The organism is Nitritalea sp., assembly GCF_054166705.1.
Genome location: NZ_JBSZCV010000008.1, coordinates 714,436 through 730,959 on the forward strand (window position 1 = coordinate 714,436; position 16,524 = coordinate 730,959).

Annotated in this window: 10 protein-coding genes; 3 read left to right on the plus strand and 7 right to left on the minus strand. The window is 42.0% G+C overall.

Going from position 1 to position 16,524, the window contains the following annotated elements; genetic code table 11:
- Nucleotides 1–352: 352 nt before the first annotated feature.
- Nucleotides 353–4,246, plus strand: coding sequence for a CotH kinase family protein (locus ACXIT9_RS07060; RefSeq protein ID WP_458055522.1), 3,894 nt, complete (start codon nt 353–355; stop codon nt 4,244–4,246).
- Nucleotides 4,247–4,304: 58 nt separating this feature from the next.
- Here the strand turns inward: ACXIT9_RS07060 and ACXIT9_RS07065 are convergent, their stop codons facing one another.
- The 7 genes from ACXIT9_RS07065 to ACXIT9_RS07095 form a co-directional block, all read right to left on the minus strand.
- Nucleotides 4,305–5,183, minus strand: a complete 879-nt coding sequence (locus tag ACXIT9_RS07065) for a hypothetical protein (protein ID WP_458055523.1) — start codon at nt 5,181–5,183, stop codon at nt 4,305–4,307.
- A 74-nt stretch (nt 5,184–5,257) separates the two neighbouring features.
- A complete protein-coding gene (locus ACXIT9_RS07070) occupies nt 5,258–7,696 on the minus strand; it encodes a DUF5686 family protein (RefSeq protein WP_458055524.1) in 2,439 nt (812 codons plus the stop codon).
- 73 nt (nt 7,697–7,769) lie between these two features.
- On the minus strand, nt 7,770–11,354 hold the full coding sequence (locus ACXIT9_RS07075; RefSeq protein WP_458055525.1) for a M1 family aminopeptidase: 3,585 nt from the start codon (nt 11,352–11,354) through the stop codon (nt 7,770–7,772).
- Between the two features lie 24 nt (nt 11,355–11,378).
- Complete coding sequence (locus ACXIT9_RS07080; RefSeq protein ID WP_458055526.1) at nt 11,379–12,251, minus strand: ABC transporter ATP-binding protein; 873 nt, start codon at nt 12,249–12,251, stop codon at nt 11,379–11,381.
- A gap of 206 nt (nt 12,252–12,457) precedes the next feature.
- Nucleotides 12,458–13,066 (minus strand): hypothetical protein, encoded by a 609-nt coding sequence (locus tag ACXIT9_RS07085; RefSeq protein ID WP_458055527.1) that lies wholly within the window; start codon nt 13,064–13,066, stop codon nt 12,458–12,460.
- Nucleotides 13,056–13,544: an RNA polymerase sigma factor gene (locus ACXIT9_RS07090; RefSeq protein ID WP_458055528.1), complete on the minus strand. Its 489-nt coding sequence runs from the start codon at nt 13,542–13,544 to the stop codon at nt 13,056–13,058. The genes ACXIT9_RS07085 and ACXIT9_RS07090 overlap by 11 nt, the downstream gene beginning before the upstream one ends.
- Nucleotides 13,545–13,552: 8 nt before the next feature.
- Nucleotides 13,553–14,404, minus strand: a complete 852-nt coding sequence (locus ACXIT9_RS07095) for a TraB/GumN family protein (protein WP_458055529.1) — start codon at nt 14,402–14,404, stop codon at nt 13,553–13,555.
- A gap of 138 nt (nt 14,405–14,542) precedes the next feature.
- Between ACXIT9_RS07095 and ACXIT9_RS07100 the strand changes: the two genes are divergently transcribed.
- Together ACXIT9_RS07100 and ACXIT9_RS07105 are read left to right on the plus strand one after the other, a co-directional pair.
- Nucleotides 14,543–14,935 (plus strand): helix-turn-helix domain-containing protein, encoded by a 393-nt coding sequence (locus ACXIT9_RS07100; protein ID WP_458055530.1) that lies wholly within the window; start codon nt 14,543–14,545, stop codon nt 14,933–14,935.
- A 239-nt stretch (nt 14,936–15,174) separates the two neighbouring features.
- Nucleotides 15,175–16,194 carry a SusE domain-containing protein gene (locus ACXIT9_RS07105; RefSeq protein WP_458055531.1) on the plus strand — a complete coding sequence of 340 codons (1,020 nt, stop codon included), beginning with the start codon at nt 15,175–15,177 and terminating at the stop codon, nt 16,192–16,194.
- Nucleotides 16,195–16,524: the final 330 nt, after the last annotated feature.

Consider the following 16,524-nt stretch of genomic DNA (forward strand, 5'->3'; position numbering starts at 1 on the left):
TAACGTTTTCTATGTCCAACGATCAGATTTCTTTCAGAAGCCTCGTTTATGTCAGTTTTGTGAAAACGTACCTTATAATGGGCCACTCTGACTCAAAAAGATTTTAGGTTCACTACATATTTTTCTGGGTATTTCTTTTTAAAATGCTTAAATTAGTTTTGTAAGGTCTGTCACCTTGATTTTGAGATAGAATTAGGCGTTAGTGCACTTGAAATTACTGCGAAATTTACTAGGTGCCTATAATTGTATTTTGTCTCTTATTTGATGCCTACGTTAAGTGTGTGAGGTAGAGTGCTTAGATAGAAGGTATGTATAAAAATAATTTTTACAGTACGGGTTGTTCATTTTTTATATGAAGGAATTTTATTCTCTTTTATTTTTGTTTTTATTAGCTCAATCAGTATGGTCACAGCACGTGGTCATTAATGAATTTATGTCCTCAAATCGTACGACTATCACGGACGAAGATGGTGACTATGCAGATTGGATAGAGCTCTTTAATTACGGAGAGACTCCTGTTGATTTAGCGGGCTTTGGGTTATCTGATAATCCGAATAATCTTTTTAAATGGGTTTTGCCAGATGTAACCCTGCTTCCTAAAAGCTATTTACTCGTTTGGGCATCTAATAAGAACCGTATAAATCCTGCATTCCCTTTACATACCAATTTTGCGATAGCGGCAGAAGGGGAGCGCTTAAGTCTTACACACCCCAGCGGTAGTTTACTTGATGCGGTAGAAAAAGTGCATGTTCCTTCTGATGTGTCGTATGGGAGGGGAATAGGGGATCATTTCGACACATATTTTTTCTATTATACTCCGACTCCCAATGGCACGAACGCTACTTCACCCTCTTCAGCGCTTGTAACTGTACCTGAGTTTTCTCACCCCTCAGGGTTTTATCCTGCTGAATTCTCGCTTACTCTTTCCCATCCAGACCCGGATGCTGTAATCCTATACACGCTAGATGGAAGTGACCCCAAGTCAGAGCATACTGCAGGTACTCGTTATTTTTATAAAAATCAGTACGCTCAGTTACCTGGACAAAGTTCGGGACCTTTTCTTACGAACACTGTTGAAACGCTCACGTACACGACACCGATCGCCTTACGGGACAGGAGTACAGAGCCAAACAAACTCGCTTCTATTTCTTCTACTTGGAATTATACTCCAAGCTATATACCAAGAGAAGCGGTTAAAAAAGCAACTGTAGTCAGGGCTAGGGCATTTAGTAAGGGGGTGATGAGTCCGCCGGTGACGCATACGTATTTTATTTCATCTACGGCTGCGTTTCATACTGATTTACCCATTCTCAGCATTACAGTGGATGAGACGGACTTTTTTGACTATGATAAGGGTATTTATGTGGCGGGTGTTGATTTTGATGACTGGCGTTCTGTTAATCCTTCACACATTCCCAATGGAAACACCGAAAGTAATTACCAAAGAAGAGGGGCAGAAAATGAGATTAATGCGCATATAGCTTATTTTGTAAGCAATGAGGAACAGATAAGTCAGGATATAGGAATCAGGATTCATGGTGGCATAAGTAGGTCATTTCCAGTAAAATCTCTTCGGCTGTATGCACGTTCGGAGTATGGTAAAAATACCTTAGATTATGCCTTCTTTGATGCCTATCCTTATTTGAGTTTTAAAAGACTGTTAGTCAGAAATTCAGGTCAAGACCGTAATTTAACGCTCTTCAGGGATGCGTTTATACAGCGCTTAGTAGCACATTTGAATTTTGATACTCAGCAGTATCAGCCGCTTGTTCATTACCTTAATGGGGAGTATTGGGGTATAGCGAATTTAAGGGAGCGCTTCGATAAACATTATTTTAAAAGAGTTTATGCTATTGAAGAAGATGAAATCGATTTGTTAGAAAAAAATGGCGAAGTGCAAGAGGGAGATAATCAGCACTGGTTTAACTTTATCGATTTTATAACTCAGACGGACCTAACCCTTACTGATAACTTCGAAATCGTAAAGACTTTTATAGATGAAAAAAGTTTTATTGACTATCAAGTTGCTAATATTTTTAGTGCAAATACAGACTGGCCTGGCAATAATATACGTTTTTGGAGAAAAAAATCGGAATTTGTGCGAGGTGCTCCAGCAGGACACGATGGAAGGTGGCGCTGGTTAATGTATGATACCGACTTCGGCTTTGGTTTGAGGGAAGAGGCTGACCATAATACATTAGCATTTGCTACTCAGCCGGGCGGGACCTCTTGGCCGAATCAGGATTGGTCGACCTTAGTTCTACGGAAACTATTGGAAAACAATGAATTTAAAACTGAATTTGTATTACGCTACGCAGACTTGTTAAATACTGCTTTTTTACCACAGAGAGCTATTGATTTAATTGACCAAATGAAGGCTGTCATTGAACCCGAAATTCCAAAACATAGGGAGCGATGGGCAATGCCCACCAACTGGTCAAGTCATGTGGAGACGATGGCTCACTTTGCTGCTCAGCGTCCAGAGTTTGCAAGGCAGCATTTGATGAAACAATTTAATTTATCGGATACTTATCAGCTTGAAATTGATGTAGCCGATACCCCTACTAGCCTTGCAGATTCCTTACAGTCATTAGCTGGGTATATCCGTGTAAATACGTTGGATATTTTGCCGATGACTCCAGGAGTCTCTGATACCCCTTACCCTTGGACAGGCATTTACTTTAATGAAATACCTATTTCAGTGACGGCTTTTTCGCTACCAGGTTATGCATTTAGCCATTGGAGTGGTGCTGTTCAAAGTAGTGATAGCACTCTAGTAATTCGTCTCAAGGAAGACACCCAAATAACCGCACATTTCAGAGCGCTTACTGAATTTGAGTCCTCAGAGATTATTCACTTTTGGTTGATGGATAATAATATCCCTAACAATACACCACTTACATCTCTTCAGGCTACTTATACTAAAAAAGACAAGCCGGGAGTCATAGAGTATACGTCATCTTTAGAGGGGTATCCTTTTGTCAGCGGGCACCCAAGTTGGCGGAAAGCTTCCATGGAGCGTAGAAATAGCCCAAGTCCACTTAACTACTTTCCGGAGGCAAGTGGTGGGTTAGCGTTCGAACAGGTAAACATGAGAGGCTTACAGGTTAAACAGCCCTTTCAAGAGGGCAGCAAGGAAAATACGCTGAACTTTGCGGTGTCAACTGTAGGATTTGAAAATATAAATCTCTCATTTGCGGTCTTAGACGAAGGTGCTGCGGAGGAGATAAGCGTCATGTATTTTGATCAAACATCAGGGACTTGGTCTGATGCTACTCTTCTTAATGCTGCAGTTCCCATTAAGAGCACATATACAGTAGTTGAGTTTGATTTTAGCACTGTCGCTTTAGCTGCTGATAATCCTAATTTTTTATTTAGATTACGATTTACAGGAAATGACATGCAGCGAGATAACGGAGATAGGGTTACTTTTAACAATATTGCTCTATCAGGAACTCCTCTAATGCCCGCTGAGTCACTTTTAGTGACGAGTACAACACCCGGTTTTAGATGTGATTTTGGGTCTGTCATGCTTTATGCTACTGCTAATGCTGGTGAAATCCATTGGTTTGATGAAGTAGCAGGCGGAAACGCTTTAGCCGTAGGGGAGTCCTTTCTTACCCCTTTTCTAACTGAAAATACAATCTTTTATGCGGAAGCCTCAACAGAAGCCGGCGTATCTCCCCGAGTTCCAGTAGCGGCCACTGTGGTAGACGATATCAGCCCAGAAATCAGCGCGAAAGCTACCTATGTCCTAACTCTAGATTCTTATGGCTATGCAAGTTTATCGTGGGAGGATATCGATGAGGGAAGTTGGGATAATTGCGAAATCGTTGAAAGAATATTATCCAAAAACGAGTTCACTAGGGAGGATCTGGGGGAACACGATGTTATCTACACGGTGAAAGACGCTAGTGGCAACGCGGCACAAGCGGCAATTAAGGTGAGGGTAGATTTGGTTTTGTCCACTGGTACTCTTTTTTCGGAGAAACAGGTAGGCTACAAACTTTTTCCAAACCCAGCTAAAAACGATCTTTTTGTAAGTTTCGATGAAGGGATCGATTTAAATCAGTATGAAATTGAGTTATTAGATGCTACTGGCAGAAGTTTGGGTGAATTTGAATCTTTCTTGCGTATAGAAAAAGGATTCGAGCTGGACATCAGTCGATTAAGTAATGGGCTTTATATTTTGAGAATTTCTTCCGATAGTTCTGTTAACCTTTTAAAATTCATTATCGAACGGTAGGCGGGACCCAAGCAGATTTCAGAGAGCTAGCGCCATACTTGAGGCCTTATAAAGACGCTTATTCAGGTTGCCTATAAAAATCTCTTAATGAACGGGTATATTCGTAGTTATTCATGGGCCACTTTCTCTGAAATACCGTTGGCTGCTTGGCACCTAGGGGAACGAGCATGAGGTTTCCCTTACCATTTACTTTAAGTAACTCATCATTGGGAACTTCTCTCTGATCGAAGGCGAAATCAAAATAATAAAGATAGTGAGGGATAAAATTCATGTATCCCTGTTTAAACTGGGAATCTACTTCACCCTTAATGTTCACGAGCTTAAAATTTTTGCCTTGTATAATTGCATTCTGAAACTCTACAGCATTCAAGGGTATATCGTCAAGAACGGGAACAATGTTAAATTGCGCATCTAGCATAAACCACTTATTAAATTGAGGAGACCATACTTCTGTAAGTACATGACCAGCCCCATACTTAGTAGTTTCCACATCCCTTGTTTTTAACCCTAATGTTCTAGCGCTAAAATCATTACTCGCTAAGACAGTCCTGAGAACAATGCCATATTCCACGCATCTGAATTTTTTCCCTTCACTGGCTTCCTTCAAGATTGTAAACGTATTTGATTCTGATGGTTCATTGGAGCCGCTATGTTCCCACCTACCATTTGTCCATTTGAGCAAGTATAAGATTTTTTCAAATTCAGAGTTTCCTAAATCTGCGACACTATCTAGTGCATATAATGATTTAAATACCTCTAAATTGGGTGAGTTTTCGAAATTCTGATAAACGAAGGTGTACTTTTCATTCGCCGGGTCATCTGAAAATTCTATGTGTTGAATTTTCTTTGAGGGTAGTGTATGAAATACGGTACAGGAACTTAATAATAAGATCCCTGCTATTTTAAATGTAATAAAAGATAAATTAATTTTTGTCATTTTTTTAGATTTTACTAAAGTGTCTAACCTCAATTTAACCAAAATATTATTAGAGACAAGCTTACCTGTGTCGATCAAAATGCCACCTTTAAACTCAAATTCACAAATAAATTCTCCTGAAACGTAGGGTTAGCATACGCTCCCCAACGGTAATATGCCCCGACACCAATACCCTGCAAGCCAAAGCCTGAACGGTATTTGATTATGTTTTGTAGTTCTATACCTGACTCTAAATACCCTTCTTCCATCGTCTGAAAAGGGAATGGCTGGTCTCCAAAAGAATGATTCACGGAACCTATAGCAACACTTTGCACCAAGTTAAGCTGTGGAGCAATAGACAGCAGCGACAGATCTTGCTGAACCAGAGGGCCTGTCAGGTAGTAATAATTCGCAAAAACGGCTCTATCTGAGAAAAACTCGTAAATCCGCATGGTCTGAAAGTATGCGGGTAGGCTAAATGAAAAGGTTCGCTCCTGCGGCTGAATCCCAAAGCCCGTATTGAAATAGGATATCGGAATGTCTGCTCCCCAAACACTCATCCCCTCCACATTCAGCTGATGCGTAGAAACCCCTTTTCTCCATTGATGCTGTGTTTTGAAAGCCAGCCTCCAAAAATCAGCCGTTCCATTCAATAGATCCGGAATGGCACGGGATGCATGCAGGTGAAGTACAGGATATCCTACGGGCCCAGGCAGGATCTGTCTGCCTATTTTAGAATTATTTTCTTTAGAAATATACCTGAGATTGAGGCCTACCTCAGTGGCTTGAAAAGGCTGATATAATTCTTGAATAGCTGCCAAATCGGCTACATGGGTAGTCCATAAAGGAATCCGACTTTCGGTACTAGCAGTGAGCCCCAGGCGCCAGTTTTGAAACGGAAGTTGAGAAAACTCAATCGCATACCGCTGCACAGCATCCATTTTCTCCGCTAAAAAATTCCGAAACAAGTCACTTGATAGTGCAAATGTTCGGGTACGCAAAAAAGGATTTGCACCGATTTCAGCTATATCCTGACTATAAGCAAAACGGAGTTTTGACTCCCGAATATCATTAAACAAGATGCTAGAACCAACACCATACTTCCATGCACGGTCCCGAAAACCATATCGAATATATCCATCTAATTCCAAATACCTGGAAAACTGTTGGTTGGTAGCAAGCCCAAGGCCTAATGCCAATCCTTCGTGCTGATTGATCCGGAATAGCTGCCCAGCCACCACATCAAAACTCCCTACAGCGACCCTCCCTGTCAATAGCTGAGAAAATACCCGTACTACATTCTGGGCCCTTTGACGGTTTTTTGCATCCATGTCCTCAAATCGTGAAAAAGCACGGGTCTCGGCAACTGTTAAAGAGTCTCTGCGAAACTGCGCTAGGGGATATCGCTCATTTTGAATAGCATAAATCAACCCCACTCGAGAGATTTCGCTACTTGCAATCGGTTCATTCAGCCTGACATCCGAAATGAAATTTTGACTGACCAACTTCATGGGGCTGCCGTTAACATCAAAGTTTTTAAAATAATAAATGCTATTGATTTGCTCAGGGAACCAGTGCTCTCCATCCCAACGGTTTTTTTGTTGTAGTTCAAACTGCAGATTGCTTTGATTATTGAAAGAACTGAACACGATATTTTCAAGTGCATATTGATGCTGAGAAATCGTCATAAATCCGGTACCCAATAAGTAGCCTTTAGATTCCTTCGGCTGAAAGCTGACCACATAGGACGTCCTCCCGTAAGATTGAATACTGTCTTCCAAAAAATAGTCGTACTTCCTCATGCCATCACGCGTCATGGGATGCAGGTAGGGAATCTCCAACAAGGTGATATAGTCCTCATAGAATGAAAATGGCTGTATGGTACTCGATACCAGCGCTGTCAACAAATTTTCAATACCTGATATTTGTGAAGCTTTAACTTTTTCATGTCTTTTCCCTGGTTTTTTATACGTAACCTCGGATAAACTTTCGGATACCAACAAATGCCCCCCATCAAACAAGGTGTCCAACTTTGTTCGTCGAATACCATCCTCACTGATTCCGTCTACCGTAAAAATCATTTTGTCATACGATTCATATCGGTAGCTGCTCAAATTGGATGGATTATTCAATTTTTTGTTCGCTATTGCCTTTCGTACGATCGGAAGTGCGGGATTCTCCCCTGCTACAAAAAGGAATTCCTTCAATTCAACCTGCTTCGAATTCATAAAAAAACGAGCATCCTGCTGTAGCTTGCTTACAGGAATCTTCAATTTTACATGACTGACATGGGAAAAAACAAGCGTATCCGCCCCAGGCTGCACCTTCAGCCGAAAATCCCCCAAAATATCCGAGACTACCCCTTGAGATTCATAACCAGTCCAATAGACGTGCGCAAAAGGAATGGGCTCATCAGTTCCGAACTGCAGCACTTTCCCCTGAAGTAGCGAAGAATTCTGAGCAGTAGACTCCGTGGGAAAAGTCCAACCAACAACATAAAGAATACACGCTACCAACCAAAATCTTACATTCATAAAAGACGTTAATTTGAAAATGATAGGCCCACCACTCCAAAAGACTCAAGAGTGGCAGGCCTCATAAACTTAATCAATCTTGCAGACTTACTTTTTTTACATTGTCTCCGGGCACTCTGTCAATCAAATAATTGTATGGGTCGATCCCCACAAAATGTGGTTTCTCCTTCGTCTTAAACTTAAATGTATTTCCTTCCTGAGTTACTTTCAGTCGTTCATAAACCAAAGGCTCTCCCAAAAGATTCTTGTTTTCAGTATATCCAAAAACCCCAACATCTATAAAATCTGCGATCGGAATAGAGGTCTCTTTACCTAAAGAGTCTGATCTGAATTTCTTGGACTCAGTAGTAAATTCCACCAAATACTCATCCCCTTGTTGGGAGAAACTGGCATCTATCACTCGGTTGGAGAATAAAGTAATATTCAGGAAAAGGTCATCGATCACATACTGCAGGCTATCCGGCGTATGATCCCTGAACACGCGTATGGCATCCATAGAGGTAGGATAAGGAGGCTTCTGGTGCTTAAATTCCTCAATCAGCTGGCGCAAAGCAGCATTTACCTGCGCTTCTCCTATCATTTCTTTTAGGTAATACATGGCCACAGAACCTTTTTCGTAGTGAATGTATCCTTGCTGCTCGGTTTCTACCAGCGGGCGTTCGGCGACAAACTCACTTCCTCTTCCTCTTAAATAGCCATCCATCTCATACCGAAGGAATTTTCTCATTTTATCCCGACCATACTCCTGTTCCATCACCATCAAGGCAGAATATTGTGTAATCGCTTCCATCAACAACTCAGCACCCCGCATATTGGCGGCAATTACCTGATGTGCCCAGTACTGATGGGCAGTCTCGTGCGCAGTCACGTAAAATACCAAATCAATATCATCCTCCGTAACTTTTCGAAGATCTGTGATAAAACCGATACGTTCACTGTAGGGCATGGTGCCCGGAAAGGACTGGGCAAAGCCAGCATATCTTGGAAATTCCACAATCCGCAACTGACTGTGGTCATAAGGCCCAAAATTAGCTGTGTAATAATCCAAGGATTGGGTCATGGCGCTCACAAAATTGGGGATATTATACGCATGGCTTGGGACATGGTAAACTTCAATGTCCACATCATTCCAGCGTCCTCTTTCGACTTGATACGCCGCAGACAAGAAGGAGGTGAAATGCACGGAAGGCGCCTCTTGTTCATAAGCAAAATACTTTCTGTCATTTTCCTCCCACTCCCGTACTAACTTACCCGGGCTCACAGCAATCTGATTGGGAGATGTTCCTATGACTGACCTCACGGTGATCCAATCACTGTCTTTTCCGATGTAATGATAATTTCTTGCTGTTAAGTTGTTTTCATCCAATTCAGGCATACGCTTTCTTTCTGGCAAACCTTTTTTGCGTCGCTTATTTCGATCTGCCATTTCAAATCCAGCTTGATAACCGAAGCTAGGAACCATGTCAGATGAATAGAAAAAGCTTCCATTCTTCAAAATGCTGGTATTGGACATCCTGTTTTCAAAGCCTTGGGTACGTTTTTCTCCGCTTACTTTCATGACAAGCTGCTCTCCTGGAAGTAAAGCTTGTGCCAAACTATAAATGCTATAGCCTAATCGCTCATCATTCATCGTTACTTCAGCCCCGTCTATCGTCAGCTGATAAGAATTCTTGGTATCTGGTAGGGTGAAATGAAGTTCGGAGATAGGCCCGTCTGTTCTATTTTCCATGACCCCAATGACTTCAAATGTCAGATCACGCTCTTCCGGATACAACTCGATGCGATAATCCATACTCACCCATTTAGGCTGCGGAAGTTCTTCATACACTTTATACGTTTGCTCATATTCCACTTGCTTGTCTTCCACTTGCTTACTCGTCTCATATGTATTCAACACTTGGGTATTGTAATAGACATTCGCTCCAATAGCGAAGAAAGCCCCTATGAACACCAAGAAAACCACCTTGCTACGAGCAAATCGTTCCTTTGCCTCATCCCATCTTCCAGTAAATGCAGTAGTTTTTCCTCGCATAAAAAAGAGGTACGAAATGTAAATCAGGATCAAGGCAAAAGCCCCCCAGTAGGCCTGAAACCAAGCAGTAGCTGTAGTCCATGGACCAAAGCCATTGACATCCGAATAGCTCCCTCTGGAAACAGCACCATAGCTCAGCATCAAAGTTTCGATTTTGAGGAGTTCTAAGACGTAATCCGAGGCTATGATAAATACCACAAAGACAAAATAAGCAATGTAGCGATTGTTGATCAGGTAATGGAAAAAGACAGCTAATACGGTCAAATAGGTAAAGAAGAAAAAGTCATTGACCAGTAGGGAGCGCGCATACACCCCTAATTCAAAATTGAAATATCCATAGGAAGCTTGGGCAATGACCCCAATCAAGATAGTCGTGATCAAAATCAGTTGAATGCTGACCAATAAGGCTACTATTTTGGAAGAAAGAAACATTGCTGTTGCCGTAGGCGTAGCATCTTTGATTTCATCCAATTTGGCATCCCGATCCCTCCATACCAATACTCCGGAATAGAAAATAATGATACCGATTAAGAATAAGTAAAATGCTCCCGAAATGCTATCAATGACATCGTAGGTAAGGGGGTAATTGGAACTCCCATATCTACCGGTAAAAAAGGTGAGCCCCGTAATCAGGTTGATGATACCAATGATCAAGATAATCAAGAAGGTCTGATTCTTGACGATAGCCTTCAATTCAAATCCAATCATTTTTACGAAGACTGAAAGTGAAAAACCCGTATTGCTACTCAGCGATACTTCAGGTCTTTCCATCACGGGCATAAGCTCCTGACTAGTGGATTGAACTTTTCTTTTCTTGCTTACTTTTTCTTTTTTCTGCTGGAAAGAAAAACGTGCAAATAGCCCTACCAGTACAAGTGCAGCCAATCCCACCCAAACCAATCGGTTGATCAACAAATCTCCTTTCAGCATCACGGCTGTGGTATTGAGCTCTTCTACTGTGGCATATTTGTTCGCCAGTGAAACAGGGTAAAACCCAAAAGGGTCTAACAAATTCGCCAACCATTCTTTTTCTATATCCGCTATAAAATTTCCTGCCACGGCATACAGGACCAATAAACCCATGGCGCCGATATAGGAAACCATGTTGTTTCGAAACGTGACTGCAAGGGCAAAAGTCAACACTCCAATAATAAAGGTATTGGGAATCCCAAAACTCAAAAAGCCTTGAATATGTCCATCCCAGTAAACAGGTCCGAAGCGATTAGGGTCTGCCCAAGGCATCAAAGGACCGATAAGCGCACCCACAGAAATTCCTAATAAAGGAATAAGTGCGATTAGAAACGCACCAAAAAACTTCCCGAAAAAGTAGGAGGAGCGCTTGATGGGGTAAGCGAATAGAATACCCGCAAACCCAGATTCAAAATCTCTGTTGGCGGTGGCATTCATAAAGGCTGTCGTCATCAGCAAAGCAATCAAAGACATCACTCCATAGTATTGCTGAATAACAGATGGAGCATTTTTCTTGACACTGGTACTCGCTCCCCCTATTTGAATATCATCGCTGCTCACTGCTCCAAAGACCAAGAGCCCGATTACCAGGAAAAAAATCCACAACATGGGACTGCTTAGCCAGGTTTTTATTTCTTTTTTTAAGAATACAAACATGATCGAATGGGTTTAGGGAGGGGATTAAACAAGTTGGTTGATTTTGGCAAAAAAGACATCCTCCAAATTAGCCTCAGCCGAAACAAAATCATTGGATGGATGCGCTTCTGCAAACACATGGATTAAAGGCTTGCCACCGACGAGTTTATCCGAGATTACGGCATAATTCTCTCTGTATTCGGATAGTCTCCCCTTTTCTATACTTTTCTCATACACTTTCCCTTCAATTAGCTCCAAAGCCTCATCGACTCCTCCATTGTATAATACTTCTCCCTTATTCATGATGGCCATTTGGGTGCACAACTCCCGTACATCCTGCACGATATGCGTAGACAAAATCAAGATGGCCTCTTCTCCAATTTCGCTCAATAAGTTGTAAAAACGGTTCCGTTCTCCTGGATCCAAGCCTGCGGTAGGTTCATCCACAATAATTAATTTGGGATTGCCAATCAGACACTGTGCAATACCAAAGCGCTGCCGCATCCCGCCTGAAAATGATTTGACGGCTTTTTTTCTGTGTTCAAATAGGTTGACCTTTTGCAATAAGTAATCTACCAAATCCTTTCTTTCCTTGGCATGATTTACTCCCTTCAGCAAGGCGAGGTAATCCAGTAAATCTACCGCTGAACTTCGAGGGTACACGCCAAATTCCTGAGGCAAATAGCCCAATACCTGTCTGACTTTATCCTTTTCTTTGAGTACATCGATATCGCCTAAGCGTACATCACCGCTATCCGCTTCCTGAAGTGTAGCGAGTGTGCGCATCAAGGAGGATTTACCAGCGCCATTGGGGCCTAAGAGCCCAAACATGCCTTTCCCGATGGATAGGCTAACATCTTTCAGGGCATGCACCCCGTTGCCATATTGTTTGTTGAGATTGTTGATTTCTAGTTTCATCGTGTTTGGAATTATGAAGATTGAGGATGTGTCTAATAGGGGTTGACGTAGGGTTGACGAAAATTTTAAAAATATTAAATACGAATAACACGTGTTGATTTCCAAACGAAACCCATGCCAGTATTAAGAATAAGTATTTAATGCCTTTTTAAGCAGTTTTATACAAAATAATGGTTCGATTATGGACATATTTTGAACGAGATCGGTCAGTCAGTTTGATCATAAGCAGAGAGAATTTTCTCCGTCTGCTTAATAAAATCCCCAAAAGCTTTCTTATGCATCCATTTCAATAAAAAATACAAAAGAGGCATGGTCAGTAGGCTCAACCCCATCCCCTTTACCAAAAAAGATACATTTACAATCAGGTCATCTGCATTGACTTCATCTGTTGTACCACCGATCAGTAAGCCGGCCAAATAGGCCAAGGGAAGGAACAACATGGATTGAAATTCAATCAGTTTAATGGTCTTCCGGGTCAAATCAAGCTGCTGCTGAAGGGTGGGTAGGATGGGTTGATCCCAGTTGTCCAAAAGTCGATCAAATGCTTTGATCCGCTGGTACATCAACCAGTTAAAATACTGGTATATGACGATAAGTACACCCAATGTCATTTTTAGAGATATTTCGGGATATATGACCAGTAAATAAATCCCAACGATAACGCCCAGCAAACCAAAGATCAAGTTGCCAATCAAGTTTTTTCTCAGGGTCTTAATGGGGTTTTTGCTAGCTTCCAGTTTTTTCAGGACCAGATTTTCCTGTTCTTCTGAAGCTTGTCTCCCCTTCATCTGTTGCCATAATTTATCAATCTCCATGGGCTGTCGCTTTTAAATAGCTGGTGATTTTTTCTTTTATTCTGTGAAGTTTTACCGTCAGATTATTAACCGTAACCCCCATAAATGCGGCAATTTCCGGATTCGAAAATCCATCCAAATGCATGGTGATGATGGTTTTATTTAAATCATCCAGACTAGAGATGCAGCGATAGAGTAATTCCACCTGTTCTTGATCTGGTTTATCCGCATAGGCAAGACCCTCGGCTTCTTCGAGATTTACTTGACTGATTTTTTGCAGCTTTCGCTTCGATGTAAGAATAGTGTAAAGGGAAAGTTTATACAGCCAGGTATTGAAAGAAGACTCCTGCCGGAATTTATCTCTACTTTTCCAAGCCTGAAGGATAATCTCTTGCTTGAGATCATCCTTATCGGTAGCATCAGGGACATAAAGTTTCAACAGGTGAAAGATTGTTCCCTGGTGCGTATGGATAAGTTGTAGGAATTCTTTTTCCTCCATAAGAAGTGCTACAAAGCAATCGCTTCTACGGTATAGCCCTTTTGTTTGAGTAAGGAAATCACCCCAAGCTCTCCAGGAAGGTGGCCCGCGCCCACGGCTACAAAGGAGGATCCTTCTTTAAACAAACCTTCTAGCGTCGGTATCCACGCTATATTTCTATTATCCAAGATGACCGCTTGAAACGCTTGCATCATTTCATTTTGGGACATGTAAGCATACAGGCGATCCAAATCCCCCGATTCATAAATCTCCATCATTTGGTACAGCTCTTTCTTTCCTGTATCATCTTTTAATGATCGGATAATTTCTTGAATTTGAAAATCTACGGGAATATTATAAAAGATTCCCACCTGAAAGGCTCCTGTCTCCAAATCAATCACAGGCATTTCTTTCGCACTAGCTATACCCGCCAAATAAGTTTCCAAACTGAACGGCACCTCGCAGTCCAAGAAACCCATTGTTAACATAGAGGTCAAAATAAATGGTTTCAGCACTCCCATTTGAGCCAAGCCTGCCCCAAACTTGCTGGAGAGATACGTGTCCAATAATTTAAAATCCTCTTCGGGTAAATCTGTGTAGATATTTTTAAATCCAGGGTTAACGGCTAACTGCTGCATCTCTTGCATGACAGCAGGATCAGTAGGGTTCAGCTCCATCACAAGTGTCTGACTCTCGGCGAGTGCTTCTTGGAAACCGGGCTTTTCTACGATTTCTTGATCACATAAGATATGCATGGTTCCAAATAGGTAAGAAGGTGACTCTAAGCCGTTCCCACTTACCTTCCATAGCAAGGTATTTTCCTGGGCATACCCATTGAGGATAATGAACGTTAACGTAAGAATTAGTGTAAACTTTTTCATGATTTTCATTTTTGTGTTTGTACAACAGTGTCATTAGAGAAGCAAATATTACAGCCGAGCAGTAGAAAAACAATTGATGGCGTATAGATGTCGTCTTTATGTCATACTTTTAAAAGTCAGGGATATTTACATTTGCACATGAATTTGGGGACACAAATCAAACAAGCCAGAACAGCTCAAAATTTAACACAAAGTCAGCTGTCTGAAAAGACAGGGGTTTCGCTAAGAACGATACAGCGGATAGAAAAAAATGAGGTACAGCCTAGCAGTTATTCTCGGCAACAACTCGAAAAGGTATTATCCATTGATCTGAAAAAGGTAGAACATACCCCCCAAGAGATGCCTCCCCAAAAAGTGTATAACATATCGCTAAACATTAATGCCGCTGAAATGAGAGAGTTGATCGAAGATCTGAAAAAGTTGCTTTTAAAACACTGGAAAATTATTCTCGCGTGTGTGATTTTCTTTTGGATAATAACTAATTATACAGAGATTAAATCGGGACTAATGGCTGGATGGTCAGGTGACTGAGCGGCGCTCCAAATGAAGGCGAGACAAATGAAGACCGTAAAGCTTCTTGAAATTTGAGATGCTGCCGATGAGATTGTAAAATCCAGTAAATCAGAAATTTGAGATTTATTGATGTGCTTTTGTGAAAATGAATAGTAGCTCATGATGTACTATTGATGTAGTGTTTATTGTGGCTTCTAAACATTTAATCAGCATCTTGCGTGTCAAGAATTAGTTCATTAACAATAACCAAAACGCACATGAACCTACGTTTAAAATTCAATTGGCTCTTTGTTATCGCAGCCTTACTATGGGCCTGTAATGATGTCGAGCAGCCCTCCATTATCATTCAAACTCCCGCCACCATTTTGTCCGCTCCTTCAGAAATTTTAACCGCTGATGCTGACGAGGATGGGGTCTTCGTATTTACCGTTTCGCCAGCCGATTTCGGAGCTAATGTAGGTGTAGAATACACCATCCAAATGGACCGCCCTGGAAATAATTTTGCCAGTCCGGCCAACCTAGGCTCTTCTAACGAAACCAGTGTAGAGGTGAGCATCAGTGAAATTAATGGAAGAGCCATCGCCTTGGGCGTGGCACCAGGTGAAATGGGGCCTATGGAGTTTCGTGTACGCGCCATTCCTGCCGCTGCCCTTCCGACGCTTGTAGGTGCTGCAGTGACGATAAACATCGGTACCATGATCTCTGTAAACCCAGATGTACCCCTTACTCTAGAGGAGTTAACAGGAGATGGAACGAAAGCATGGAAACTTCGTCCTACCCCAGGCTCCTGGGGAGTAGGTCCAGCACCAGGAGACATTCAGTGGTTCCCAGGTGCTAGCGTTAACCTTTCTTTAGAAAGACCTTGTACCTTTAATGATCGCTACATTTTCAGCGCAGATGGTACCTTCGAGTTCGATGCTCAAGGCGACTTCTGGGGTGAAGGTTGGATGGGCGTTGGCCCAGGTTGTCAGCCAGAAGCGAACCTAGAAGGCACTCCATCGGCAGCATTCCAGTCCGCTACGCATACCTTCAACTTAGTGCCAGGAGCACCTAATGTGCTTCCACAAGTGGCGGTAACAGGAACAGGCGCCTTTATCGGCTTCTCCCGAGCCTTTAATGGTGGCGAAATCGCCGAGGGTCAAAGCCCTACAAACCGCACCATCACCTACACCGTCAGATCCTACAATCCTGATACGCAGGAAATAGTGTTGTCCATCAACTCTGGAGCAGACGGTGATGTGTTCTGGACATTCGTTTTGATTCCAGCAGAAGATTAAAGCTTATGTATTAGGTTCTGGTGGCGCTCCCGCTAAAACCCAAGTGCATCAGTGCTGTAATAAAATCACAGTAAAAGGGCCTGGATCATGTATCCGGGCCCTTACTTTTTCTAGCCATCATTTCATTCACGGAGGGATTCATTGTCCCTGACTGTATTCTGGAGGAGATGTTTATGTCTCAAAAGCTACTATTCATCAACCATTTGCTGAGAAGATCAGCGTACTAATTCTATCGTGCAGGCCCTGTCAAGTAGTAGCTGAAGCAGGCCTAAACTTCCTGGTAGATGGCCGGCACCGAATCTTCCAGAGCAAGGTGTTGTCTTACATCTG